This window comes from Indolivaga alginatilytica (genome assembly GCF_003201355.1).
Taxonomy (GTDB): Bacteria; Bacteroidota; Bacteroidia; order Bacteroidales; family Dysgonomonadaceae; genus Dysgonomonas_A; species Dysgonomonas_A alginatilytica.
In genome coordinates, this window is record NZ_QICL01000015.1 from 20,237 (window position 1) to 46,264 (window position 26,028).

The window sequence follows — 26,028 nt, forward strand, 5'->3', positions numbered from 1 at the left end:
TAAATATTTTTATTAATAATTGCATTCAAGTAACAGTAAGGATTTGATTAAACTTTATTTAGTCATATATCAGTTATACTTACTATTTACCAAAGTAACAAATAGGTCTGAGACCTTTATTTAGCTCCTCCATTTTTTGCTTCGATGCTCAATGTTGCATGAGGTACTGCACGTAAACGCTCTTTAGGAATTAACTTCCCTGTTTCGCGGCAAATACCATATGTCTTATTCTCGATGCGGATAAGAGCAGCTTGCAAGTTCTGGATAAATTTCATTTGGCGTTGAGCCAATCTTCCGGCCTCTTCTTTTGATAAAGTAGAAGCACCTTCTTCCAATACTTTAAATGTTGGAGACGTGTCTGTAACATCATTGCCATCAGAATTTGTTATAGATGCTTTTAAAGCTTCATACTCTTCTTTGGCTTTTGCTAATTTCCCCAAAATCAGATCGCGGAATTCTTCTAATTCCTCATCTGTGTATCGTGTTTTTTCTCCCATAATGTTCACCTTTTAGAGTTTAATATTAATTTTTAGTATTATACCTTATCAACAGATATGTTTAATACAAAATCATCCATATCTATTTCTATTCCGTCGACTGTATCTTCCAAGGAAATTTCATCAGCTAGAACCTGTCCTGCAATATAATCATAATATTCTTTAACTGCATTACTGATTTCTTGAGAATCTGATAATTTTACCTTTATACGGTCTACAATATCAAAACCATTCGATTTTCGAATATTTTGTATACGATTTACCAATTCGCGGGCAACTCCTTCCTTACGTAAATCGTCTGTAATAGTAATATCCAATGCTACAGTTAAACGTCCTTCATTAGCTACCAGCCATCCTTCTATATCCTCTGAGATAATTTCTACATCTGCCAATTCAATAGTAGCCGATTGACCTTCTATATCAAATGTATATGAGCCTGTAGATTCTAACTGAGAAATAGCATTCTGATCCATCACCTGAACTACTGCTGCAAGTTGTTTCATTATCTTACCATAACGTGGTCCTAGTTTCTTGAAATCAGGTTTCACCTTCTTAACCAATATCCCTGCTGCATTATCTACATACTTGAGCTCTTTTACATTTACTTCGTTCAGTATAAGATCACGTACAGCCTCAATAGCATCTTGCTGATGCTGATCCAATACAGGAATCATTATCTGCATTAAAGGTTGACGCACCTTTATACTTACTTTTCTACGCAAAGCCAATATCATAGAAGATATACTTTGAGCTATCTGCATACGCTCTTCCAATGCCTTATCAATAACTGAGGTATCATATTTTGGAAAGTCTGCAAGGTGGATCGATATTTCACTATCAAACTCACATGCAACAGTCAAATCATGATATAACTTATCAGCATAAAAAGGAGCTATAGGAGCCATCAGTTTGGCAACAGTTTCTAAACAAGTGTAAAGGGTCTGGTATGCTGACAATTTATCTGTAGTCATGCTGCCACCCCAAAAACGTTTCCTGTTTAAACGAACATACCAATTACTCAAGTTATCGTTTACAAAATCAGATATAGCACGTCCTGCTTTTGTAGGCTCATAGGTTTCATAATATTCATCTACTTCTTTCACCAAAGTATTAAGCAGAGACATCACCCAACGGTCTATCTCGGGACGCTTACCTATTGGTATTTGAGGTTGAGAATTATTAAAGCCATCTACATTAGCATACAATGCAAAGAACGAATAAGTATTGTATAATGTTCCGAAAAACTTACGACGAACCTCATCTATACCTTCAGTATCAAATTTCAAATTATCCCAAGGCGAGGCATTCGTTATCATATACCAACGCAATGGGTCTGAACCATATTTTTCTATTGTTTCAAACGGATCAACTCCATTGCCTAAACGCTTAGACATTTTGTTTCCGTTTTTATCTAAAACCAAACCATTCGATATAACATTCTTAAATGCAACACGACCATTTATCATGGTTGATATAGCATGCATTGTAAAGAACCAGCCTCTGGTTTGATCTACCCCCTCTGCAATAAAGTCAGCAGGATATATTTTCTCAAATTCCTCTGCACTGATATTAGGATAAAATACTTGAGCAAAAGGCATAGCACCCGAATCGAACCAAACGTCGATCAAATCGGTCTCACGTTTCATCGGTTTGCCCGAAGGTGATACCAATATAATATTATCAACATAAGGGCGATGAAGGTCTATCTTTTCATAATTTGCTTTATCTAAATTACCGATTTCAAAACCAGCCCAAGGCTCTTCGGACATAAATCCTGCCTTGATCGATTTAGCTATTTCTTCATATAGTTCTTTGACTGAACCGATACAAAGTTCTTCCTTACCGTCTTCTGATCTCCAGATAGGCAGAGGAGTACCCCAATAACGGCTACGGCTTAAATTCCAATCCTGTAGATTTTCTAACCATTTTCCAAAACGGCCTGTACCTGTTGATTGAGGTTTCCAGTTAATCGTTTGATTTAGTTCTATCAATTGGTCTTTACAAGCTGTTGTACGTATAAACCAACTATCCAAAGGATAATATAATACAGGCTTATCTGTACGCCAGCAATGAGGGTAATTATGCACATGCTTTTCTATGCGGAATGCTTTATTTTCCTGTTTCAGCATTACACAGATATCTATATCTAATGTAGCATCAGCTTCTGTTAAAGAATTATCATAAGCATTCTTCACATAACGTCCTGCATATTCTTTATACAGTTCAACATTCACTGATTGTTTTATATAATCGGCATCAAGATCATCTAATTTGAAATACTTACCTGTAAGGTCAACCATTGGACGCAGATTACCATCTTTATCGGTCAACATTAATGCAGGCACATTGTTAGCTTTAGCAACTTTAGCATCATCTGCACCAAAAGTTGGAGCTATATGTACAATACCTGTACCATCTTCTGTTGTTACAAAGTCTCCGGTTATTACTTTGAATGCACCTTCTCCCGGATTTACCCAAGGAATAAGCTGCTCATATTTCATTCCTGATAATTCAGAACCTTTCCACTCTCCTACTATTTTATAAGGTATTAGCTTATCACCTTGCTTATAATCTTCGAGTTGTAAATCTGCTGCTTTGGGGTTAAAAAGGCTAGTTATAAGAGATTTTGCTGCGATAGCAGTCATCTTATCACCTGTATATGGGTTGTATGTCTGTACAGCAACATATTCTATTTCTCCACCTACAGCTAAAGCCGTATTTGAAGGAAGAGTCCAAGGAGTAGTTGTCCAAGCCAAAAAATATGGAGTACCAAAACCATTCATTTCAGGTTTAGTATCAATAGCTTTAAATTGAGCTACACACGTCGTATCTTTTACATCGCGATATGTACCAGGTTGATTCAGTTCATGAGAACTAAGTCCTGTACCCGCTGCCGGAGAATAAGGTTGAATAGTATACCCCTTATACAGATACCCTTTACCATAAAGATCTTTAAGCAAATACCACAGAGTTTCGATATAGCGATTATCATATGTGATATAAGGATCATTCATATCTACCCAATATCCCATTTTGGTAGTCAAATCCTCCCACTCTTTCGTATACTTCATAACCTCCTTGCGGCAGGCATCATTATACTCTTGCACGGATATTTTCTTACCTATATCCTCTTTTGTTATCCCTAATGATTTTTCTACACCTAGTTCTACAGGTAAACCATGAGTATCCCATCCGGCTTTACGATTCACCAAGAAGCCTTTCATCGTTTTGAAACGACAAAATATATCTTTAATAGTACGAGCCATTACGTGATGAATACCGGGCATACCATTCGCTGAAGGAGGCCCTTCATAAAACACAAACGTTGGAGCACCTTCACGTATCTCCAAGCTTTTTTGAAATATGTTATGCTGATTCCATTTATCTAATATCTCTTTATTTATATCAGACAAATTGAAATTATTATATTCAGTAAACTTATGGCTCATAGCAAATACTTTATTCTTTAAAAAATTGTCGCAAATATAATAAAAAACGAGTAAAGATACACGAAATATAGCGGAATAGAGTAAATGTTTGGTGATTAGGAGCGTTTAGCATTGTTTTCCTATATACTTCCGATAGACAAAGTAGAAGAAGTAAAGAGTAGTTAAGCGAAAAAATCGATTTTTAATAAAAAACTGCAGGTTGCTGTAGGTTGGATAGACTTCACCCATTTTCAACTAATCGACTCGTTTACAAATCACTTACTTATTTCCAATCAACTGTGAAAATAAAAAGATCATTCCTCGATTTTTTAAACAAGAAAATTCTATCGATTTTTCAAATTGTACAAAGTTTTCAAAACGAAAAAAAGGCTTGCCGCAAATGGTAAGTTTCACAAATGTTTGGACGGGTGATAAACTTCCACATTCATACAAAAATTTCTGAAACCTTACACCTCTATTTTCGGCAAACCTCTATTTATAAAGAGATTATTTATTTCTCACACAACTTACTCTATTGATATTTGTTCAAAAACATAAGCGTCTGAATATTGACTTGTCCGACTTATGCTAATCACTTTCCCCTGAAAATTAAATAAGAATTTTGGGTATCCTTTTATTAAAATTTCATCAGTACGAGTTAGTTGCGGATATTTTACGACTTGTAAGGAGTTGCGATTAGAAGTTCCTGCATAAATTATATTTCCGTTATTGCTGAAAGCAAAATCAGAAAAATTAGGCGCACCTCTATTTATTACACCTTTGTAAATCATTGTGTTCGCAGCACTATATACGGCACCTTCCTGTCCGGTAACGACGAATTCGCCGTTGCTTAATATGCGGAAAATATTCGGATCAAGTGGGTAGTCACCATGATAACTGTCATCCTTGTGCGAAAGTATCTCTCCCGAACCATTCAATTCAAAATATTCCATATCCACAGGTGAAATACCCCTCGAAATGGAGATTATTTTATCCGTGTTCGGTATAAACCTTAATCTGTCACCTTCATAGTCTCCATTTCCACTAATATTTACTCCTGTACTCCTCGAATAAGTCCTGACAGGCTGCTCCCACCACGGTGAAGGTATTAAAGAAGCGACAATATAACCGTGCCCGTTTGTTACAACGCACCGAGTATCCAAACCTGTCTTGATTGAAGTTACTAAATTCAATGTGTTGGCGTTATAAACATATATAAAACCGCCATTGTTTGGAACATAAACTTCCAAGCCAAATCCATTATTGCCAATAGCAATGTCGCCAACAGAACCTTGCAAACCTATGCTATTTATTTCTTTTTGAGTTACATAATTGATAGCACGCAATTTCATTGCTGCATTATCAACTATGTAAAGAATTGGTTCTGTAGGGTGATGTACCGCATCAGTGATAGAATAATGGTAAATTTTGCCTGCAGGCTCCTCAACTTTTATTTTGTTACTGATACGATATTGGCCTTCTGCATTTGATACACGAATGTAATAATATGTTTCGTTTACGAGCGGCGGAAGTTTGTCGAGATATTCAACAGAGTCAGCCACTGTAAAAGAAGCAATCAACTGTCCTTCAATATCGGGGCTATTTGTTCTAAATATTTCATACCGTTTAAAGTCGGCAGTTTTGTATTGTTGCCATTTCAGCAGTACACAATCCTGACTTGTTTTGTTGGCAGATTCCAATGTGATATTACTTGGCGCAGTAGTAGTCACTGTAATGGTTTTAGTTGCAGAATAATTATCTTTATCGGTTGCTGTAATGGTTATCGTATGTAATCCTCGCGATAAAGTTGACGTTTCAAACTTTACATTATTAACGGAATTAGGTTTTGTTTCTAATAATTTACCATCTAAATCGCTTGATATAACTACATTTATCTCCTCTGGTCGAGAATCTTTGTCGATTACATTGAATGAAAAAACAACATTTTCGTTTGGAGCAAAATTGGCCGGAATACTTGGTAATATCAATTCAATTTCAGGTATAAATTCTGTTTTTACGCCGTACCGTATCTCAATTGCAACAGGCTTCAAAGAATCAGGCGAAACCCTTACAACTTGTTTTCCGGAACCATAGCCAGTCAAATTTGCATAAATTTCGTAACTACCTGATGGCAGATCGGATAATAATACCGTCCCAAATTCGTCGGTAACTGCATGTTTGGTAGCTGGCACGGTAAACACATCTGCTCCTTTTACAGGCGTTGAATTATACCCCGAATTAGCATAAACGGTAACATAAATATCGCCGTTTTTTTCTTTGGTTTCAAGATCATCTTTATCACAGGAAGAAAGTCCGAAGAAAATCGTTAGTAATAAGCTAACTTGTAAAAAAAAGTGTTTTTCATATTCCTAATTATTATTGTTTTTCAATTTATTTACGTAGATCGCAGTGTGTTAAACTTGGCCATAGCTTATGAATACATGCAATTGAAAAACTATTCTTCCTCATCTATTGCCTGTATTCATATGGAATCTATTAAACTAGTAGTTAAATAATTATCCCCAAAATGCCACAAATATAATAAAAAACGAATACAAATACTCAAAACTGACAGCATCTCGCTTTATAATATCATACTTTCAAAAACAAAAAAGAGCCCCAACACCTTATCTCTCTTTTTTTATTACATTTGTCTCTTATTTATTTGAGAAAACAGGATACCCTAAACATGAAACAATATTCGATACTTTTTCTTCTTTACATTGCCTCATCTTTAATTTGTATTGCACAAGAAACTGATGAAAATTTATCAGAAAGAACATCTATAGACGTAAATATAGGAACTTTAGGAACTTTTTCGGGAGGTGATAATGCTCCCTTTTGGCTTACGAATAATATGTATGGCTTAGGAGCCACCGATAATAATAGTGGCTACCTCAGAGTACAAACTTTTGCAAAGAAAAGATTAGCAGACCAACTTAAACTTCAACTGGGAGTAGACATTGTTGCTACACACAATTTAAACTCCGATTTTCACTTTCAACAATTATATGCAGATTTTGCTTACAAAAATGTAAAGCTTTCGATAGGTTCGAAAGAACGTGCACCTCTATTCAAAAATGAACTGCTTAGCACCGGAGGTTTAACCCTGTCGAATAATGCAAGACCCATCCCTCAAGTCGAAGCCAGCCTTCCTTATTTTGTAGCTGTTCCTTATACTAAAGGACTCCTCGAAGTTATGGGAGGAATCTCATATGGTCGGTTTATGGATGATAAGTTTAAACGAAACAATGCAGCAGACGGTTCTTTTGCCGAAGAAATTCTATATCATAGAAAATACGGATTCCTGAAATTCGAAAACAATTCGGTCTGGAACTTTATCATGGGTCTGGAAATGGACACTCAATGGGGAGGTCAGTTTTATAAAGACGGAGAATATAAATGGAGCAGCCCTGCCGGATTCAAAGATTTTCTCAGGGTGTTGCTTCCAATGTCAGGAGGGAGCGACTCCAATATGACAGACCAAGTGAATATTCTAGGAAATGTATACGGTAGTCTACATTTTATTACCAATTATAGAAAAGAAGACTATACAGTAAAAGCTTATATTGAACGCTTTTTTGAAGATCAGTCGGGACTTTTCTTTAAAAGTGTACCTGATGGATTATATGGTATAGAAGTAAATCTAACTAAAAAAGGATGGATAACAGGAGTATTGTTTGAGTATCTACATACAAAAGATCAGTCGGGTCCATTCCTATGGGATAAAAGCGAAGAAATACCAGTTCAAGTAAGCGGAGGCGATAATTATTATAACCACGTTGACTATATATCATTAAGTAATTATGGATTTGTTATGGGAAACCCGTTACTTACATCTCCTATATACAATAATGGGAAGTCATTAACCGTTTATAATACTCGTTTGTCTTCTTTTCACGGGGGAATAACAGGTTATATATGTGACAATTTGAAATATAGAGCACTGATTACTTATTCCCAAAGTTGGGGAACTCCTTTGATTCCATCCAGAAGTATCCGTGATCAGTTCTCAACAATGCTTGAGACGACTTATAGTAATGAGAAACTTCAAGGATGGTTATTTTCTGGGGCATTCTCTTATGACAAGTCGGATATGATTGGAGACAACACGGGAGTGCAATTCAGAATATCAAAAGCATTCCACGTTCAATAAGCTTTCTTAAGTAAGATAAACAAAGTTTATTGTGACTAAATTAGAGCTCTCATAATATTTGAAGCATTTAATTTATAAATTTGTACTTTCTATATAAAAATTAGAGTTTAATTAAACATACATCATAAATGACTTACTTAGTAACAGGAGGAGCAGGCTTTATTGGAGCTAATTTTGTGAAATACATGTTAGCCAAATATTCGGATATACAAATTATTATACTAGATTCGTTGACCTATGCAGGAAATCTAGGTACTTTATCTGAAGAACTAAAAGAAGCCAGAGTTAAATTTGTAAAAGGAGACATCTGTGACAGTATTGTTACTGACAAAATATTTAGTGAAAACACCATTGATTATGTTGTAAATTTTGCAGCGGAAAGTCATGTAGATCGTAGTATAGAAAACCCACAGATATTTTTACAAACAAACATATTAGGAACACAAAATCTGTTAGATACAGCAAAAAAATACTGGACAACAGGTAAAGATGACAACAATTATCCAATATGGAAAGAAGGCGTTAAGTATTTGCAAGTATCAACGGACGAAGTATATGGATCTTTAGGTGATGAAGGCTATTTTACAGAAACAACACCTCTTGACCCAAGTTCACCATATAGCGCAGCTAAAACAGGGGGAGACCTTATCGTTAAAGCATATGGCGAAACTTACAAGATGCCAATAAATATTACACGTTGTTCTAACAATTACGGACCATATCACTTTCCCGAAAAACTTATACCACTTATTATCCGCAATATTCTCGAAGGCAAAAAACTTCCTGTATATGGCGATGGTAGTAATGTGCGTGACTGGTTATATGTGGAAGACCATTGTAAAGCTATTGACATTGTAGTAAATAAGGGACGTATTTACGAAGTATATAATATTGGTGGACATAATGAGAAAAAGAACATTGATATAGTAAAACTTGTTATATCAACAATACATGATATTATGGAAAAAGAACCACAATATCGTTCTGTTCTTAAGAAAAAAGAACTTCTTTCGGATGGAACAATAGATATATCATGGATGAATAATGATCTTATAACATTTGTGAAAGATCGTCAGGGACACGACCAGCGTTATGCTATTGATCCTGCTAAAATTTCAACGGAATTGGGCTGGATACCCGAAACAATGTTTGATAAAGGAATTGTGAAAACAATACGTTGGTATCTGGATAACCAAGAATGGGTTGAAGAAGTTACTTCAGGTAATTATATGAAGTATTACGATCAAATGTATTCAAACAGATAAGAGGGGTCTGCTGGCAATTTATTGCTTTTTGTATGTCAAAAAACTCATGAGAGTAAATTAAATATAGTAACATAATTATTTACAGTATATAACTGTTATGGACAATCTAAAGTCTGCTATTGCCGATAAGATACTAGATCTATCTACCTCAGGTGGAGATGAAATGAGAGCAAAACTTGAAAAAATCAATCGTTTTCGTGATTTTGCCGATGCTTGTCGATCTCTGATACAAAAGTATCCCGCTATTGAATCTGAATTATTAAGAATGGTTGAGAATAATGATTTCGATACAAAGATTGCATCTTCTCGGGTTGATACAATTATAAGATTGTCTGAAAACAATACTCCAACTAATCAGATTCACAATAATATTGAAAAAGATATTATAGAGTTGGAGGATATAAAAGAGCACCTCCCTACCCCTACAACTGATATTCAAGATCAGATTATAGAACAAAATCAACCAATACAAGAAATTGTATCTTCTGTTCAAGAAAACACCGAACCTCAAAAACTTCTGCCCGAAGATATTGACTATGAAGAAATAGCCATTACTCCTGAAATCGACAAAGAATATGCAGATTTTGAAGAGGTAGCCCCTATTGATAATAAACCTGTAGATACTTTTCAAAGCGAGGAGAGTCCTGTAAAAGAAATAGAAACTCAATCTAACAAAGAGACTATAAAAAAAGGTCTGTTAATATGTGGCATAATTGCTGTAATTATAGCTCTTATATTTATAATCAAATTTGTTATTAATAACTGGGAAATTATACTTTGGATAATCGGAGGAATTATTGTAGTAGGTATAGCAGGAATTGTAATAAAAAGAAATAGAAAATAGTCTATCCAAATAAGCTCTATCTTTAAATTAAAACAAAATAGCAATATTTTACAGTATCCCAACATAAGACATGTATCAATACAATACGCAGTTAAAACCATACAATTCATTTCGCACAGAAGCTTTAGCAAAGATATTTTGTGAGCCTACAGATATAAAACAACTCCGACAGTGTTTGAGTGATTATCCGTTAGAAACAAAGCTAATCTTAGGTGGAGGTTGTAATTTATTCTTCACTAAAAATTTTGAAGGATTGGTTATCAAACCCACTATGCTTGGCATTAGAGAGATATCGGATGAATCAGACGACTCAGAGCATGTATTTCTAGAAGTGATGGGATCAGAAGACTGGGATAGCCTTGTCGAATATTGCGTAGATAAAGGCTATGCAGGCTTAGAGAATCTATCTTATATACCCGGTACAGTAGGAGCTTCACCCGTTCAAAACATAGGTGCATACGGAGCTGAAGTTAAAGATTGCATACATGAGGTGGTTGCCCTTAATATGGAAACATTAGAAGTAGTTTCCTTTTCAAATGCAGAATGTGAATTTGCTTATAGGGATAGTATCTTTAAGAAACAAGATAATTATATAATCATATCTGTCGTATTTCTTTTAAACAGGTCATACACATATACACCTAAATATGCAGACCTGAATAAAGAGTTAGAAGAAATTGCAGAACCTACAATCAGAGAGGTAAGAGATGCAGTGATTCGCATTAGACAACGAAAACTTCCAAATGAAAAAGAGTTGCCTAACTGTGGTAGTTTTTTTAAAAATCCCTATATTACAGAACAAGTAGCGGAAAGCATATCGAAAGAATACCCTGACCTGCCTCTTTATCCATTGCCCAATGGTTTAATTAAAACCTCTGCGGCATTTCTGATAGACAGAGCCGGATATAAAGGTAAGCAGATAGGTCAAATAGGTACATATCCTAAGCAAGCCCTGATTATTGTGAATTATGGCTCAACAGATGGTAACGATATTGTTTTTTTTATGAAAGAAATACAACAAGCCGTTGCTGACAAATTTAATATCGATTTAGAACCCGAAGTAAGAATATTATAAGGTCACAGACCTTATTTATTACTTTGGAAAGTATAACAGCCATTAATTGTTACATTTTCAGAACATCTAATTAAAGACTTTTACTTAAAAAATAAGATACCATGGCATCATTTATTATAGAAGGCGGTTGTCGCCTAAATGGAGAAATTACACCACAAGGAGCTAAGAATGAAGCTTTACAAATTATTTGTGCAGTATTATTAACTCCCGAAGAAGTAATTATAGAAAATATACCTGATATATTAGACGTAAATAATCTTATTTCTCTATTAGGAGATATGGGAGTTACAACAAAACGAATAAATGAAAATACATGGTCGTTTAAAGCTGACAACGTAGACTTGGCATATCTTGAAAGTCCTGAATTCTTAAAGAAAAGTGCATCGCTAAGAGGTTCGGTTATGATTATTGGACCATTAGTAACTCGCTTCGGAAAGGCTTTACTACCCAAACCGGGAGGCGATAAAATAGGACGCCGCCGTTTAGATACTCACTTTGAAGGAATACAAAAACTAGGAGCTGAATTCAATTACGACAGCGATCAGCAAATATATTTCATAACAGCAGATAAATTAAAAGGAGCGTATATGCTTCTGGATGAGGCCTCGGTTACAGGTACTGCCAATATTATAATGGCAGCAGTTTTAGCAGAAGGCGAAACTACAATATATAATGCAGCTTGCGAACCATACTTGCAACAACTTTGTAAAATGCTTAATCGCATGGGAGCCAAAATAACAGGAATAGCATCCAATTTGATCAGAATAGAAGGCGTTGAATCTTTGGGAGGAACAACTCATAGGATTCTACCTGATATGATAGAGATTGGCAGCTTTATCGGTATGGCAGCTATGACAAGTTCTGAAATTACGATCAAGAATGTGGCTTATGACGAATTAGGTATTATACCTGACACGTTTCGCCGCTTAGGAATAACATTAGAGCGCAGAGGTGATGATATTCATATTCCAAGACACAAAGATTATACGATTGATACATTTATCGACGGATCTATCCTAACAATTGCCGATGCACCATGGCCGGGACTTACTCCCGACCTTATCAGTGTTCTGCTTGTTGTAGCAACACAAGCTCAAGGTAGTGTTTTAATACATCAAAAAATGTTTGAAAGCCGCTTATTTTTCGTTGATAAACTTATAGATATGGGAGCGCAAATAATACTATGTGATCCTCACCGAGCAACAGTTATTGGTACAGGCAGAAGATCAATGCGTGCCACAACTATGACATCACCTGATATTCGTGCAGGTATTGCCCTCTTGATCGCAGCAATGTGTGCAGAAGGTAAAAGCACAATCCATAATATTGACCAAATAGACAGAGGATATCAAAACATTGATGTTCGCCTGAATCAACTTGGAGCCAATATAATGAGAATGGATTAAGGTCAAGGTCGCAGACCTTTATCTTCAGTAACAGTAAATATTCATTTTTACAATTACAACTATCTCTGGCTATTACACTTACCAAAGTAACAAATAGCTTTGAGACCTTACTTTACTAAATAAAAATAAAACATGAATAATTTCAGTTTTGTCAATCCTGTAAAAATTATCTTCGGAAAAGATACAATAAAAGACCTTACTAAGGAAATCCCTGCGGACAGTAAAGTTCTTATCATTTATGGCGGAGGCAGCATCAAATCAAACGGAGTATACGACCAGGTAACAAAGGCTCTTACATCTTTCGAATGGTTCGAATATTCGGGTATTGAAGCAAACCCTCATTATGAGACTTGTATGGAAGTTGTTTCGTATATAAAAGAAAACAATATTGACTATCTACTTGCTGTAGGTGGTGGCTCTGTTGTTGATGCGACTAAATTCATTGCAGCAGCAGCTTGCTTCGAGGGTAACGATCCATGGGATATTTTAAGTAAGCATGCTAAAATAAAAGCTGCTATTCCTTTCGGAGTTGTATTGACTCTTTCGGCAACAGGATCGGAAATGAATGCAGGTGCTGTAATCACTAAAAGTGCGACTCAGGACAAATTAGCATTCGGATCGCCTCATGTATATCCTAAATTTTCGATACTTGATCCGGAAGTTACTTACTCATTACCTCCCCGACAAGTAAGCAATGGTATTGCTGATGCTTTTGTTCACGTTATAGAGCAGTATCTGACTTATCCTTTACGGGCAATGATACAAGATAAATTCGCCGAAGCTATACTTACAACCCTTACTATAGAAGGACCTAAAGCACTCGCGACACCAAATGATTATGATGTAAGAGCTAACTTAATGTGGGCTTCAACATGGGCTTTAAATGGTTGGATAGGCTGTGGTGTACCCGAAGATTGGGCTACTCACCAGATTGGGCACGAACTTACGGCCTTATACGGTCTTGACCATGCTCAAACACTAGCAATAGTACTACCCGGAGTTATGACTATTCTAAAAGAGCAAAAGGCAGAGAAAATACTTCAATTGGGCCAAGAAGTATTCGGAATATATAATAATCTCTCAAGAGAAGAGCGTATTGAAAATACAATCAAAGCCGTAGAAAACTTTTTCGAAGAGATACATATTAAAACTCATTTATCCGATTATGGCTTAAATAAAGATTCTATTGACAAAGTATGCTCTAAATTACAAGGTCGCGGATGGACTTTAGGCGAAAAATCGAATATTACACCCGATATTGTAAGAGAGATATTAACTTGTCGATTATAATCTGACACGTTTTCTTTAAGATTATACACTAAACTGAAAATATGAAGAAGGTATTTGTAAGTGGATGTTATGATATGCTCCATAGTGGGCACGTAGCATTCTTTGAAGAAGCTGCTGCACTTGGAGATTTATATGTAGGCATTGGTTCAGACAAAACCATAAATGAACTTAAAGCTCGAAAAACCATAAATAATGATCAGGAACGATTATACATGGTGAAAGCTCTAAAGACAGTAAAAGATGCTTGGATTAATCAAGGAAGTGGAATCATTGATTTTCTTGAAGAAATAAAACAACTTAAACCTGATATATTTTTTGTCAATACAGACGGACATAGTTCTATAAAAGAAGAATTATGCAAGAAATTAGGTATTGAATATGTTGTAAGTAAGAGGGTTCCTCATGGAAATCTACCAAGCAGGTCAACAACAGCCTTGAGAGAAGAATGCAGAATACCCTATCGAATAGATTTAGCAGGAGGCTGGCTTGATCAACCGAATGTTAGTGAATTATATTCGGGACCTGTATTAACAATTTGCATAGAGCCCGACTACGAGTTTAATGATAGAAGCGGAATGTCAACTAGTTCTCGAAAGAAAGCTATTGAATTATGGCAAGTAGATATACCTTCTGGAGATAAAGAGAAATTAGCTAAAACCTTATTTTGCTTTGAAAACCCTCCCGGAACAAAGTATGTAAGTGGCTCACAAGATGCATTAGGAGTAACAATACCCGGATTAAACAGGTTTTATTATACCGGCAACTTTTGGCCCTCTGAAATAGAAACCGTTCTTGATTCTACTATTTTAGACTGGCTTGAACAACACTTGTGGCTTGTACCTTTGTATCCTCGTCATGAGGATTATGATGTATTGAGCAATACCAATATAAATCTGGAGAACGTAAAAAAGCTTAGTGAAGCAGCTACTAATTGTTGGCAAGCTATTAAGAATAAAGACAATAAAGCCTTTGGTCAAGCAATGACTGAAAGTTTCAAAGCCCAAATAAGTATGTATCCGAATATGATCTCTAATGATATATTAGAAATTATAGATACATATAAAGATAAGGTTGATGGATGGAAAATAAGTGGAGCCGGTGGTGGTGGCTATCTTATTTTTGTAAGCGAAAAAAACGTAAACAATACTATTCAGATAAGAATCAGAAGAAGCTAATATAGAATAATCAATGTACTGGCAAAAGAAGAGGATTATTAAATAATCCTCTTCTTTTTATTTTACTTACATAACAATAAATATTGCTTTATAATCTCCTCATTAGCTCCAAGCTCCAGTGCCTTTTCAAAATTACGTTTTGCACTGAATTTATCATACTGATGGATATCAAGTTGTCCTTTCAATATATACAACAAAGGATCATTGTACCCTAGCTCTTTAGCCTTATCCAAATCGCTTTTAGCCCTACCCTGCTTGTTTAACTGCAGATAGCATTCCGCCCTGTTTACATAAAATTCAGGCTGACTCTTATATTTATATATCAGGTCTGTATATTTTTCTTCTGCACCAACCCAATCTTTTCTACTTTTTAGAGAGAACGCCAGACTACTTAGAGCTAGTATATTATCGGGCTTTATCTTTAATATCTGCTCAAAATCACTTTCGGCAGCCAATAGATTTTTCTCAGTCATGTATATTAAGCCTCTTCGGTAAAGAGCTTCTACATTATCTTCATCTAGCGATAAGATAATATTATAATCTTTCATTGCCGCATTTAAGCTATCTAATTCACAATACAAAGCAGCTCTGTTTTGAAGGACAAAAATATTATTCGGATACTTACTTAAAGCTGAACTATAGGAGACTAAAGCCTCTTCAGGCTTTCCCAACTGTCGTTGAATAGTACCAAGATTTGATAACAACAAAATATTACCTTCATTACCAGGCTCTTTACGCATAGCTTCCTTCAACATTTGCTCTGCAGCAGCATAGTCTTTCGTATCCAGATAATCAAGAGATTTAGCAACCAGTTCTTCATAGGTTTGAGCCGAAGACATAAAGCTGATCAAAAAAAAGACCGCAAGAAAGAAATATTTATTCATTTTAAAATATTATTTGTACATTTACTATGAACTTAGATGCAAATGTATGCTTAATATATTAAATCTGTTTTTCGAAGGCACTATAAAGATTTAGAAATTGTGTTTATAGATGTTATTCCGGTTTAAATATATTTGGGTTTCACAACAACATGCGAGTTTAAAATATATGTTTTAGAACACCTATTTTTTTTAGGTATAGCAAGATAGTCATAATAATTTTACGTACGAAAACAGGTCTTTATTCTGTAATATAATTTTAAAACTAATCAGCATGAATAATCGTATAGAAACAACTAAGTCGGGTTTGTTATGTGCAAATTTCGAAAAAGTTGTTGATGGAAAACACACCTCACTTTTTATTCTTCAAAATACACAAGGATCAGAACTTACAATATCTAATTATGGAGCCAGAATAGCATCATTGATGGTACCTGATAATGCAGGAACATTAGTTGACATAGTTACAGGTCATAATTCGATCGATGAATTTATTAATTCGGAAGAGCCCTATTTTGGAGCAATTTGCGGAAGAACGGGAAACCGCATATCAAAAGGAAAATTCACTTTAGAAGGAAAAGAATATACTTTAGCCATCAACAACGGACCTAATAGCTTACATGGTGGACTAAAAGGTTTTAATTCTGTCGTTTGGGATGCAGAACAAATTGACAAGCAAACGTTGGCTCTCACCTATTTGTCTAAAGACGGAGAAGAAGGCTTCCCCGGAAATTTGTCGGTAACAGTTACTTATACTTTAACTGATGATAATTCGGTAGAGATCAAATACGAAGCGACTACTGATAAAACTACAATATTGAATTTAACAAATCATGCATATTTTAACCTTTCAGGGGCAGGAGATCCAACTATTGGAGATCACATTTTAAAAATTAATGCGGATTACTATCTGCCTACAGATGATACGGCTATACCATACGGAAAACCGGAAAAAGTACAAGGTACTCCTATGGATTTTAGTACACCACACGAAATAGGCTTGAACATCAATGAAAAAACAGATCAGTTAATCTGGGCGAGAGGATATGACCACACCTATATTCTTAACAAAAAAGACGAAGCTGAATATGTTCAGGCATTAGAATGCTACTCTCCAAAGACAGGAATTGAAATGGTTGTGTACACAGACCAACCCGGAGTACAATTATATACAGGAAACTGGATGACAGGAAACTTTGTTGGAAAAAACGGACAACGTTATCCCGCCCAAAGTGCCGTATGTTTTGAAACCCAACACTATCCCGATAGTATACATAATGCAGACTACCCATCAATAATACTAAAACCTGAAGATAAATTTGAAAGCAAGACTGTATTTAAATTTTCAGTCAGACATTAAGGTCTCAGACCTTTTTTATTACTCTATAAGTATAACAGCTATTGTTTGTTATAACTTGAAAACGTATCATTAAATATAATCATTTACTTATAACCAAAATAAACTATATAAATAACAAAAACTATGAGTTCGACAACTTCTTCCGAGAAAAAAAATTATGCGTTGCCTATTGCGATGATGATTGCTCTCTTTGCAATGATCTCCTTTGTAACAGGGCTTCCAAACCCGATGGGTGTTATCGTAAAAGACCAATTCGGGGCATCCAATTTCATGTCACAGTTAGGTAATGCTGCCAATTTTATAGCATACCTGTTTATGGGTATTCCTGCCGGTCTGTTATTACAGAAAATAGGATACAAAAAGACTGCTTTACTGGCTATTATAGTTGGTTTCACAGGTGTAGGAATACAATTCCTTTCGGGTGTAGCAGGTAGCTTTTTAGTATACCTTATTGGTGCTTTTACCTCAGGTTTTTCTATGTGTATGCTAAATACAGTAGTAAATCCAATGTTAAATACTCTTGGAGGGGGAGGTAAAAAAGGAAACCAATTAATTCAAATTGGAGGAACTTTCAATTCTCTTAGTGCTACAATAGTTCCTGTATTAATAGGATACCTTATTGGAAACGCTGTTAGCCCATCAATTAAAGACGCAAACCCTGCTCTATTTATAGCTATGGGTATTTTTGCAGTAGCATTCGTGGTATTATTCTTGATGGATATCCCGGAACCTCACTTAGTTACTAAAGCAAAAGAGCAAGTAAAAGAAAAATACAGTGCTTTATCATTCCGTCACTTTATATTTGGTACTGTCGCTATCTTCGTATATGTAGGTATCGAAGTAGGTATACCTAATTTTACAAACTTATTTATGACTTCGGGCGTAGACGACGGAGGCTTAGGTATCAATAAAACCGTTGCCGGAACCGTAGTAGGTACTTATTGGTTCTTAATGCTTATCGGTCGTTTCTGCGGTGCTTCTTTAGCTTCTAAGTTTTCAAGTAAAGCAATGCTTACCTTTGCTTCGTCACTAGGTTTAGCATTTATTTTACTGGCAGTTTTCAGTTCTGTCGACACAAAAGTAAGTATGCCTGTATTCCAATCCGATATTTCTTTTGGACTGGCAGAAGTGCCTATTAGCGTTATGTTCTTTATACTTTGCGGACTTTGTACTTCTATCATGTGGGGAGGTATTTTTAACCTTGCAGTTGAAGGACTAGGCAAATACACAGCAACAGCTTCAGGTATTTTCATGGTAATGGTTTGCGGTGGAGGAATATTACCTCTAATCCAAGGATCAGTAGCAGATTCATTCGGATTTATCAATAGCTATTGGGTAATAATTATGGGATTAATATACCTGTTATATTACGCTTTGATAGGTTCTAAAAATGTAAATACAGATATTCCAGTGGAATAAGAATATACATTAATAAATAAAAAGGAGAAGGCTATAATTAATTATAGCCTTCTCCTTTTTAAGCATCCAGGAACAACGCCGAATCTTTACTATAAATTTTCAATAAAAATATATGTCTTATGGAAAAGGTAAAACTTTGAGGTTTAAATCATTATAATATTAAAATAAGAACAACAAATACAATAAGTATAAACACCTAATAATCATTGGGTTTAGATATTTGTCTTATCTCTTATTATTTCTTACTTTTGTAAAACTGATATACTAAAAAAATAACGATATATTAAATTACCATGAATGATTTAAAAATACTAAACAAAGCCGCAGATAATATCCGTATTCTAGCTGCATCGATGGTTGAAAAAGCAAAATCGGGGCATCCCGGAGGAGCAATGGGTGGAGCCGATTTTATCAATGTCTTGTTTTCTGAATTTCTGGTTTACGATCCGGAAAATCCACGCTGGGAAAATAGAGATCGTTTTTTTCTTGATCCCGGACACATGTCACCCATGTTGTATTCAACACTGACATTGGCTGGTAAATATACATTGGACGATTTAAAACAATTTCGTCAATGGGGAAGTATTACACCCGGACACCCGGAGTTGGATTTAGATCATGGTGTGGAGAACACTTCAGGTCCATTAGGACAAGGTCATACATTTGCAGTGGGCGCTGCAATTGCAGCTAAATTTCTGAAAGCTCGTTTTGGAGATCAAATGGATCATACTATATATTCATTTATTTCCGACGGTGGTGTACAAGAAGAGATATCGCAAGGAGCAGGACGTATTGCAGGACACTTAGGACTGGATAATCTAATTATGTTCTATGATTCGAACGGTATACAATTATCAACAAAAACATCTGAAGTTACAGACGAAGATGTTGTAGCCAAATATAATGCTTGGGGATGGAATGTTATTTCTATCAACGGAAATGATGCTTCTGAAATAAGAGCAGCTTTAACTCAGGCTAAACAAGAGAAATCGAAACCAACTCTTATAGTAGGTCATACTATTATGGGTAAAGGAGCCGTTAAAGAAGATAACTCGAGTTTCGAAGGTCAAACAGCTACTCACGGTATGCCTCTGGGCGAAAGTGGTGCTTGTTTTGAAAAGTCGATAGCAAATTTGGGTGGTGATTGTCAAAATCCATTTCAAATATTCCCGGAAGCAAAAGAGCTATATGCAAAACGTGCTCAGGAATTGAAAGAAATTGTAGCTAAACGCAACGAAGAAAAAGCGAAGTGGGCGAAAGAAAATCCCCTGTTAGTCGATAAGATGAAACGTTGGTTTGCAGGAGAAGTTCCTCAGATCGATTGGGCAGGAATAGAACAAAAAAATAATATTGCTTCCCGTGCTGCTTCTGCTGCTGTATTATCGGTATTAGCTCAGAATGTAGAGAATATAATCGTATCATCTGCCGATTTATCAAATTCTGATAAAACAGACGGTTTCTTAAAATATACAACAAGCTTTAAGAAAAACGATTTTTCAGGAGCATTTCTACAAGCAGGAGTCAGTGAATTAACAATGGCTTGTTTATCAATAGGAATAAGTTTACACGGGGGTCTTATTGCAGCTTGCGCAACCTTCTTTGTATTCTCTGATTACATGAAGCCTGCTATTCGTATGGCAGCCATAATGCAACAACCTGTCAAATTTATTTGGACACACGATGCATTCCGTGTAGGTGAAGATGGTCCAACTCACGAACCTGTAGAACAAGAAGCGCAAATTCGATTAATGGAGAAATTGAAAAACCACCACAATCAAAATTCAATGCTGGTACTTCGTCCTGCAGATGCTGTAGAAACTACTGTTGCATGGAAATTGGCTATGGAAAATACTTCTACTCCTACAGGATTAATATTCTCTCGTCAAAATATAAAAGACCTTCCTGCGAAAGTATCTCGTTATAGTGAAGCTCTTCAAGCTGCCAAAGGAGCTTATGTAGTTGCGGATAATGATAACTATGATGTAATCCTTTTAGCTTCGGGTTCTGAGGTAGCAACTTTGGTTGAAGGTGCTAAACTATTAGATGCTGATGGCATAAAATCGAGAATTGTATCTGTTCCTTCTGAAGGATTGTTTAGGAATCAATCGAAAGAATATCAGGAATCAGTTATTCCTTCAGGGAAAAAAATATTCGGCTTGACTGCCGGCCTACCTGTAAATCTTCTTGGTTTAGTAGGAGACAACGGTAAAGTATGGGGACTTGAAACTTTTGGATTTTCAGCACCCTATACAGTGTTAGATGAAAAACTTGGTTTTACTGCTGATAATGTATACAAACAAGTAAAAGAGTATCTGAAAAAATAAGGTCTCGGATCTTATTTTTTGGAGAAGCATTAAATAGTTAAAGTCAATTAAAAATCTATAGATATGGCTATTACACAATCGTTATTCTCTCAATCGGAGAAACCTGTTGGTCTTTGTAGCGACCACGCAGGATTTGAACTAAAATCTTACTTAATTTCTCTTTTCGAAGAGAAAGGGATAGCATATAAAGATTTTGGAACTTATACATCTGAAAGCTGTGACTATCCGGATTTTGCCCATCCAATGGCTATTGCTATTGAAAAAGGAGAATGTTATCCGGGAATTGGAATATGCGGGACAGGTAACGGTATCAATATTACATTGAATAAACATCAGGGTATAAGATCTGTCTTATGCTGGAATCCCGAAATTGCAAAATTAACCCGGGCGCATAATGATGCTAATGTTTTAGTTATACCGGGACGTTATGTTTCTCATGAAGAAGCATATAATATTGTTGTAGCATTCTTCAATACTCCTTTTGAAGGAGGGCGTCATATAAGACGCATTGAAAAGATACCCGTATAAATAGAAATAAATATAGAAACTAAACGGACTTCAAGATTGAAGTCCGTTTTTATTTAGCTTACTTTCAGATATAGGTAATTGAAAGTATATAATCACTTTTTTCTATTTGTAGCAACAAATAAGCTCTGCGAGTTTAGTTAGCTATTTAATAAAAATCAGTAATATTACCTGTATAATTATATTCAGGGGTAAGAACCAAAACATCCATTTCATGGAATTACCTTTGAAGAAGGTATTGATTATATAACTATCCAATTGTAGGTATAACATCTCACTTAATGTTCTACTATCTTTTCTTCCACTTTTCAGATCATCCTGCATATTAAATAAGAAATCATTAAAAGGTACTCGATTAAGAATAAATATAACTGATTTTCTTACATAGCTAGGTAATTGTTTTCCATAAACTTCAATCATAAGACTACCTACATTCAACGTTTTTTCAATATCATGCCTTCCCGTTAATCTGTTTCCTCCGGAGATTACTTTATCAATAATCTTCACACATATTTTTTTGAATAAAGGTGTCAAATACTGATATGCTATGCTTAGTGTATCAATCAATAGATACTTATAAGTAATATACAATGCAAAAAAGGTAAAGCAAAGACCTGTAAGCAATATGATAATTATACACAGGCTTGATTCGCCAAAAGGTCTACTCCCATATTTCAGTATGGATACTATAAAAAGTATAATATTGGGAAAGCCAAAGGAAAGCAATACAATAAGAAACCACTTTAGAGCTTTTAAACTCTGTTTTCCTGCATCTTTAAATAATTGATTGAATGAAAACGAAGTATCCGGTTCCTGCTCCATATATATACTATCACTTTGTTCATTTAACTTGTAACCTTCATTATTTTTAGTGTTTTTAGTGCTCATTTTTTCAATTTTAAAATTACTAAGATCTCAGACTTTTTAATGTTTTGACGATTATAACAACTATAGAATGTTATAATTCGAAAATAGATCATTACATACTTTCAGGTAGTTAATAATTCAAATATATATTTTTTATTTAACATATTCCAAATATCTCTATTTCACATCTGTTTTTTTGTTAGCTGCAAAATATTATCTTTGCTTTAATATCTAAAAGAAATAAGCATGAAAGGAATCATTCTTGCCGGAGGAAGTGCTACCAGACTCTATCCTTTATCCAAGGCAATCTCGAAGCAGATAATGCCTGTATATGACAAACCAATGATCTATTATCCACTTTCGACTCTAATGTTGGCAGGAATCAGAGAGATATTAATAATATCAACACCTCGTGATTTACCTATGTTTCAGGATTTACTCGGAACAGGAGATGAATTAGGAATGCATTTCGAATATATTATTCAGGAAAAACCCGACGGGTTGGCTCAAGCGTTTGTACTTGGTGCAGATTTTCTGAATGGAGAACCCGGATGTCTTATACTTGGAGATAATATGTTTTACGGTCAAGGATTCTCATCTATGCTAAAACGTGCCGCATCTATAAATAAAGGAGCATGTATTTTCGGATATTATGTAAAAGATCCCAGAGCGTATGGGGTTGTAGAATTTGACGAAAATGGAAAAGTTCTGTCTTTAGAAGAAAAACCGGAAACGCCTAAATCGAATTATGCTGTTCCAGGCCTTTATTTTTATGACAATACAGTTTCGGAAAAAGCAAGAAACCTGAAACCATCACCTAGAGGTGAATATGAAATTACAGATCTGAATAAAGTATACCAATCTGAAGGGACACTTCAAGTTGAACTTTTTGGGCGAGGTTTTGCATGGCTGGACACAGGTAATTGTGACAGTTTATTGGAAGCAGGAAACTTTGTTGAGACAATTCAGAGCAGACAAGGATTTTATATTGCTTGCATAGAGGAAATAGCATGGCGTAATGGATGGATCAGTAATGGTCAGCTGGAAACACTAGGCCTAAAATTAGATAAAACAGCATACGGTAAATATATTTTGAGTTTATTATAAGAATATGAAATTTATAGAACAAAACATACAAGGAGTTTGGGTAATAGAACCTAGCGTATTTAGTGATGACCGTGGTTATTTCATGGAATCATTCAGGCAATCGGAATTCGAGAAATTCGTAGGGAAAACAAACTTCATTCAGGATAATGAATCGAAATCATCAAGAGGTGTTTTAAGAGGATTACATTATCAAACCGGAGAACATGCCCAAGCTAAGTTAGTTCGGGTAGTACAGGGAAGTGTATTGGATGTAGCTGTTGATATACGCAAGTCCTCTCCCACTTTTGGTAAATATGTCGCCGTTGAATTAACTGCTGAAAACAAAAAACAACTTTTTGTCCCTAGAGGTTTTGCTCATGGCTTCGTCGTATTAAGTGATATTGCAATTTTCACATATAAGATCGACAATATTTATGCTCCAAATCACGAAGCTTCAATTATATGGAGTGATCCCACAATAGCTATAGATTGGGGAATATCTGAAGATGAAATACTTCTCTCGGGTAAAGATAAAACAGGCAAACTTCTCACAGAAGCAATTTTGTTTGAATAAAAGATGGGAAAAAAATCCAAAAAAAAGAATAAAAAAAATAAATTAAAGTCGATCACAATAGTGTCGACTTTAATTATATTACTACTCGCTCTCGCATACCATTTCTATAAAAAAAGCGTAACAGCAGATACATTCAAGGAAAGCAGTAAATATCAAGTCAAAGGAATAGATGTCTCACACCACAATCCGATATTGGACTGGGCAGAAGTCAAAAGACAAAACATAACCTTTACTTATCTAAAAGCTACAGAAGGCATCACGCACGATGATCGCAATTACATTTATAATTACAAACTGACAAAAGAGAATAATATTAAAACTGGTTCATATCACTTTTATAACTTTGGAGTTTCGGGACGCGAACAAGCCAAACATTTTATTCGAGTTGCAAAATGTAAATCGGGAGACTTGATTCCTGCTATCGATGTAGAACATTCTCCCGCAAACCCATATAGTAAGGATCCTTCTTTTGTAAAAAATGTCATAAAAGAACTATCGGTAATGGAGAATGAGCTTTATGAATACTATGGTTTTCATCCCGTTATTTATACAAATATCGATTGTTATAAATTGTATATCAGTGATTCTTTTCCCAATAACCCAATATGGATAAGCAGCTTAAACAAAGAGCCGAATGATGATATAAGGAATTGGGTTATCTGGCAATTCACTCATAAAGGTGAATTAGACGGAATTGTAGGAGATTTGGATCTTAATTATTTCAGATATTCATTTGATGATCTTCGCCAGCTACAATTTCCATAATTTCTCACCTATATGCAGAAATACAAAATAGAATTTATAAATTTGAAAAAACAATACATAATTGAGTAATGAAGTATATATCAACCATTATTTGCTTATTCTTAGTAACTTTTTTGCCGTCATGTTTTCATGAAGACGAATATAATAACTCAAAACGAGATAATTTTGAGCTTTTATGGAAAACTATGGATCAGAAGTATTGTTTCTTTGAATATAAGAAAATTGATTGGGACGAAATTCACACACGCTATGCTGACCGTATTAGTGAAAGTATGAGTAACGATGCCTTTTTTGATGTCATGGGTGAAATGTTGGCTGAATTACAAGACGGCCATGTAAACCTTATAGCTACACATAATGTTGCAAGATATTGGAAATGGTTCGAAGATTATCCTGATAATTTTGATGAAAAAATACAGAAGAACTATCTGGGAACTGATTATTCAATTGCGGCAGGTATGAAATACAAAATTCTCGAAGACAACATCGGTTACATATATTACGAGAGTTTTTCCAGCGGTATTGGAGAAGGTAATCTCGATCAGATTATAAGCCGCATGTCGATTTGTAATGGTATTATCATAGATGTACGAAATAATGGAGGCGGACTCTTAAGCAATGCTGATAAAATAGCTTCACGTTTCTTTAATGATAAAACTTTGGTAGGATATATTATGCACAAAACGGGGAAAGGACATAATGATTTTTCCAGTCCTTATCCGCGTTATATAGAACCATCCGATCGACTCAGATATCAAAAAAAGGTGGTTGTTCTAACCAATAGAAAATGTTATAGTTCATGTAACGATTTTGTGAATGCTATGACCTATGCACCTAATGTGACCATCATCGGAGACAAAACAGGAGGAGGAAGCGGTTTACCTTTTTCTTCTGAACTCCCAAATGGTTGGTATGTACGCTTTTCGTCGTCTCCTATAGTAAATGCAAACAAAGAACATATTGAATTTGGAATAGAACCGGATATTGAGGTTGATATGAGTCATTCGGATATGTCAAGAGGAATTGACTCAATGATAGAAAAAGCCCGTAGTTTTTTAAATAACAAACAAAACTAACATTTTAATAGTATC

The 26,028-nt window shown here is 35.2% G+C and carries 20 protein-coding genes; 15 read left to right on the plus strand and 5 right to left on the minus strand.

Annotated elements, in window-relative coordinates; genetic code table 11:
* Positions 1-116: 116 nt before the first annotated feature.
* The 3 genes from CLV62_RS12090 to CLV62_RS12100 all read right to left on the minus strand — a co-directional run bounded on the left by CLV62_RS12090 (position 117) and on the right by CLV62_RS12100 (position 6,117).
* On the minus strand, positions 117-497 hold the full coding sequence (locus CLV62_RS12090; RefSeq protein ID WP_110311048.1) for a TraR/DksA family transcriptional regulator: 381 nt from the start codon (positions 495-497) through the stop codon (positions 117-119).
* 38 nt (positions 498-535) lie between these two features.
* Positions 536-3,946 (minus strand): isoleucine--tRNA ligase, encoded by a 3,411-nt coding sequence (gene ileS / locus CLV62_RS12095; protein WP_110311049.1) that lies wholly within the window; start codon positions 3,944-3,946, stop codon positions 536-538.
* Between the two features lie 506 nt (positions 3,947-4,452).
* Positions 4,453-6,117, minus strand: coding sequence for a hypothetical protein (locus CLV62_RS12100; RefSeq protein ID WP_110311050.1), 1,665 nt, complete (start codon positions 6,115-6,117; stop codon positions 4,453-4,455).
* A gap of 497 nt (positions 6,118-6,614) precedes the next feature.
* On the opposite strand from CLV62_RS12100, the gene CLV62_RS12105 reads away from it, so the two are divergent.
* From CLV62_RS12105 to CLV62_RS12135, 7 genes are all read left to right on the plus strand, one after another.
* A complete protein-coding gene (locus CLV62_RS12105) occupies positions 6,615-8,081 on the plus strand; it encodes a capsule assembly Wzi family protein (protein ID WP_110311051.1) in 1,467 nt (488 codons plus the stop codon).
* A gap of 128 nt (positions 8,082-8,209) precedes the next feature.
* The gene (rfbB, locus tag CLV62_RS12110) at positions 8,210-9,346 is read left to right on the plus strand and encodes a dTDP-glucose 4,6-dehydratase (RefSeq protein ID WP_110311052.1); all 1,137 of its coding nucleotides are present in this window, start codon (positions 8,210-8,212) and stop codon (positions 9,344-9,346) included.
* Between the two features lie 97 nt (positions 9,347-9,443).
* Positions 9,444-10,190, plus strand: coding sequence for a hypothetical protein (locus CLV62_RS12115; RefSeq protein ID WP_110311053.1), 747 nt, complete (start codon positions 9,444-9,446; stop codon positions 10,188-10,190).
* A gap of 70 nt (positions 10,191-10,260) precedes the next feature.
* On the plus strand, positions 10,261-11,265 hold the full coding sequence (murB, locus tag CLV62_RS12120) for a UDP-N-acetylmuramate dehydrogenase (RefSeq protein ID WP_110311054.1): 1,005 nt from the start codon (positions 10,261-10,263) through the stop codon (positions 11,263-11,265).
* Positions 11,266-11,366: 101 nt separating this feature from the next.
* Complete coding sequence (gene murA / locus CLV62_RS12125; protein ID WP_110311055.1) at positions 11,367-12,671, plus strand: UDP-N-acetylglucosamine 1-carboxyvinyltransferase; 1,305 nt, start codon at positions 11,367-11,369, stop codon at positions 12,669-12,671.
* Between the two features lie 132 nt (positions 12,672-12,803).
* Positions 12,804-13,961: an iron-containing alcohol dehydrogenase gene (locus CLV62_RS12130; protein ID WP_110311056.1), complete on the plus strand. Its 1,158-nt coding sequence runs from the start codon at positions 12,804-12,806 to the stop codon at positions 13,959-13,961.
* 41 nt (positions 13,962-14,002) lie between these two features.
* Positions 14,003-15,136, plus strand: a complete 1,134-nt coding sequence (locus tag CLV62_RS12135; RefSeq protein WP_110311057.1) for an adenylyltransferase/cytidyltransferase family protein — start codon at positions 14,003-14,005, stop codon at positions 15,134-15,136.
* 62 nt (positions 15,137-15,198) lie between these two features.
* Here the strand turns inward: CLV62_RS12135 and CLV62_RS12140 are convergent, their stop codons facing one another.
* Entirely contained in the window at positions 15,199-16,020 is an 822-nt protein-coding gene (locus CLV62_RS12140; protein WP_110311058.1) for a tetratricopeptide repeat protein, read from the minus strand.
* Positions 16,021-16,291: 271 nt separating this feature from the next.
* Here CLV62_RS12140 and CLV62_RS12145 point away from each other — a divergent pair, with 271 nt between their 5' ends.
* The 4 genes from CLV62_RS12145 to rpiB all read left to right on the plus strand — a co-directional run bounded on the left by CLV62_RS12145 (position 16,292) and on the right by rpiB (position 21,648).
* A complete protein-coding gene (locus CLV62_RS12145; RefSeq protein ID WP_110311059.1) occupies positions 16,292-17,377 on the plus strand; it encodes an aldose epimerase family protein in 1,086 nt (361 codons plus the stop codon).
* A gap of 123 nt (positions 17,378-17,500) precedes the next feature.
* Positions 17,501-18,796 carry an MFS transporter gene (locus CLV62_RS12150; protein ID WP_110311060.1) on the plus strand — a complete coding sequence of 432 codons (1,296 nt, stop codon included), beginning with the start codon at positions 17,501-17,503 and terminating at the stop codon, positions 18,794-18,796.
* 293 nt (positions 18,797-19,089) lie between these two features.
* Entirely contained in the window at positions 19,090-21,120 is a 2,031-nt protein-coding gene (locus CLV62_RS12155) for a transketolase family protein (protein ID WP_110311061.1), read from the plus strand.
* A 63-nt stretch (positions 21,121-21,183) separates the two neighbouring features.
* On the plus strand, positions 21,184-21,648 hold the full coding sequence (gene rpiB, locus CLV62_RS12160; RefSeq protein WP_110311062.1) for a ribose 5-phosphate isomerase B: 465 nt from the start codon (positions 21,184-21,186) through the stop codon (positions 21,646-21,648).
* A 141-nt stretch (positions 21,649-21,789) separates the two neighbouring features.
* On the opposite strand, the gene CLV62_RS12165 is transcribed toward rpiB, so the two are convergent.
* Positions 21,790-22,533, minus strand: coding sequence for a hypothetical protein (locus CLV62_RS12165; protein ID WP_110311063.1), 744 nt, complete (start codon positions 22,531-22,533; stop codon positions 21,790-21,792).
* Positions 22,534-22,758: 225 nt separating this feature from the next.
* Between CLV62_RS12165 and rfbA the strand changes: the two genes are divergently transcribed.
* The 4 genes from rfbA (at position 22,759) to CLV62_RS12185 (ending at position 26,013) form a co-directional block, all read left to right on the plus strand.
* Complete coding sequence (rfbA, locus tag CLV62_RS12170; RefSeq protein WP_110311064.1) at positions 22,759-23,619, plus strand: glucose-1-phosphate thymidylyltransferase RfbA; 861 nt, start codon at positions 22,759-22,761, stop codon at positions 23,617-23,619.
* 4 nt (positions 23,620-23,623) lie between these two features.
* Positions 23,624-24,172 (plus strand): dTDP-4-dehydrorhamnose 3,5-epimerase, encoded by a 549-nt coding sequence (rfbC, locus tag CLV62_RS12175; RefSeq protein WP_110311065.1) that lies wholly within the window; start codon positions 23,624-23,626, stop codon positions 24,170-24,172.
* A gap of 3 nt (positions 24,173-24,175) precedes the next feature.
* Positions 24,176-24,937, plus strand: a complete 762-nt coding sequence (locus tag CLV62_RS12180) for a glycoside hydrolase family 25 protein (RefSeq protein WP_110311066.1) — start codon at positions 24,176-24,178, stop codon at positions 24,935-24,937.
* 68 nt (positions 24,938-25,005) lie between these two features.
* Positions 25,006-26,013: a S41 family peptidase gene (locus tag CLV62_RS12185; RefSeq protein WP_110311067.1), complete on the plus strand. Its 1,008-nt coding sequence runs from the start codon at positions 25,006-25,008 to the stop codon at positions 26,011-26,013.
* The last annotated feature ends 15 nt before the right edge of the window (positions 26,014-26,028 follow it).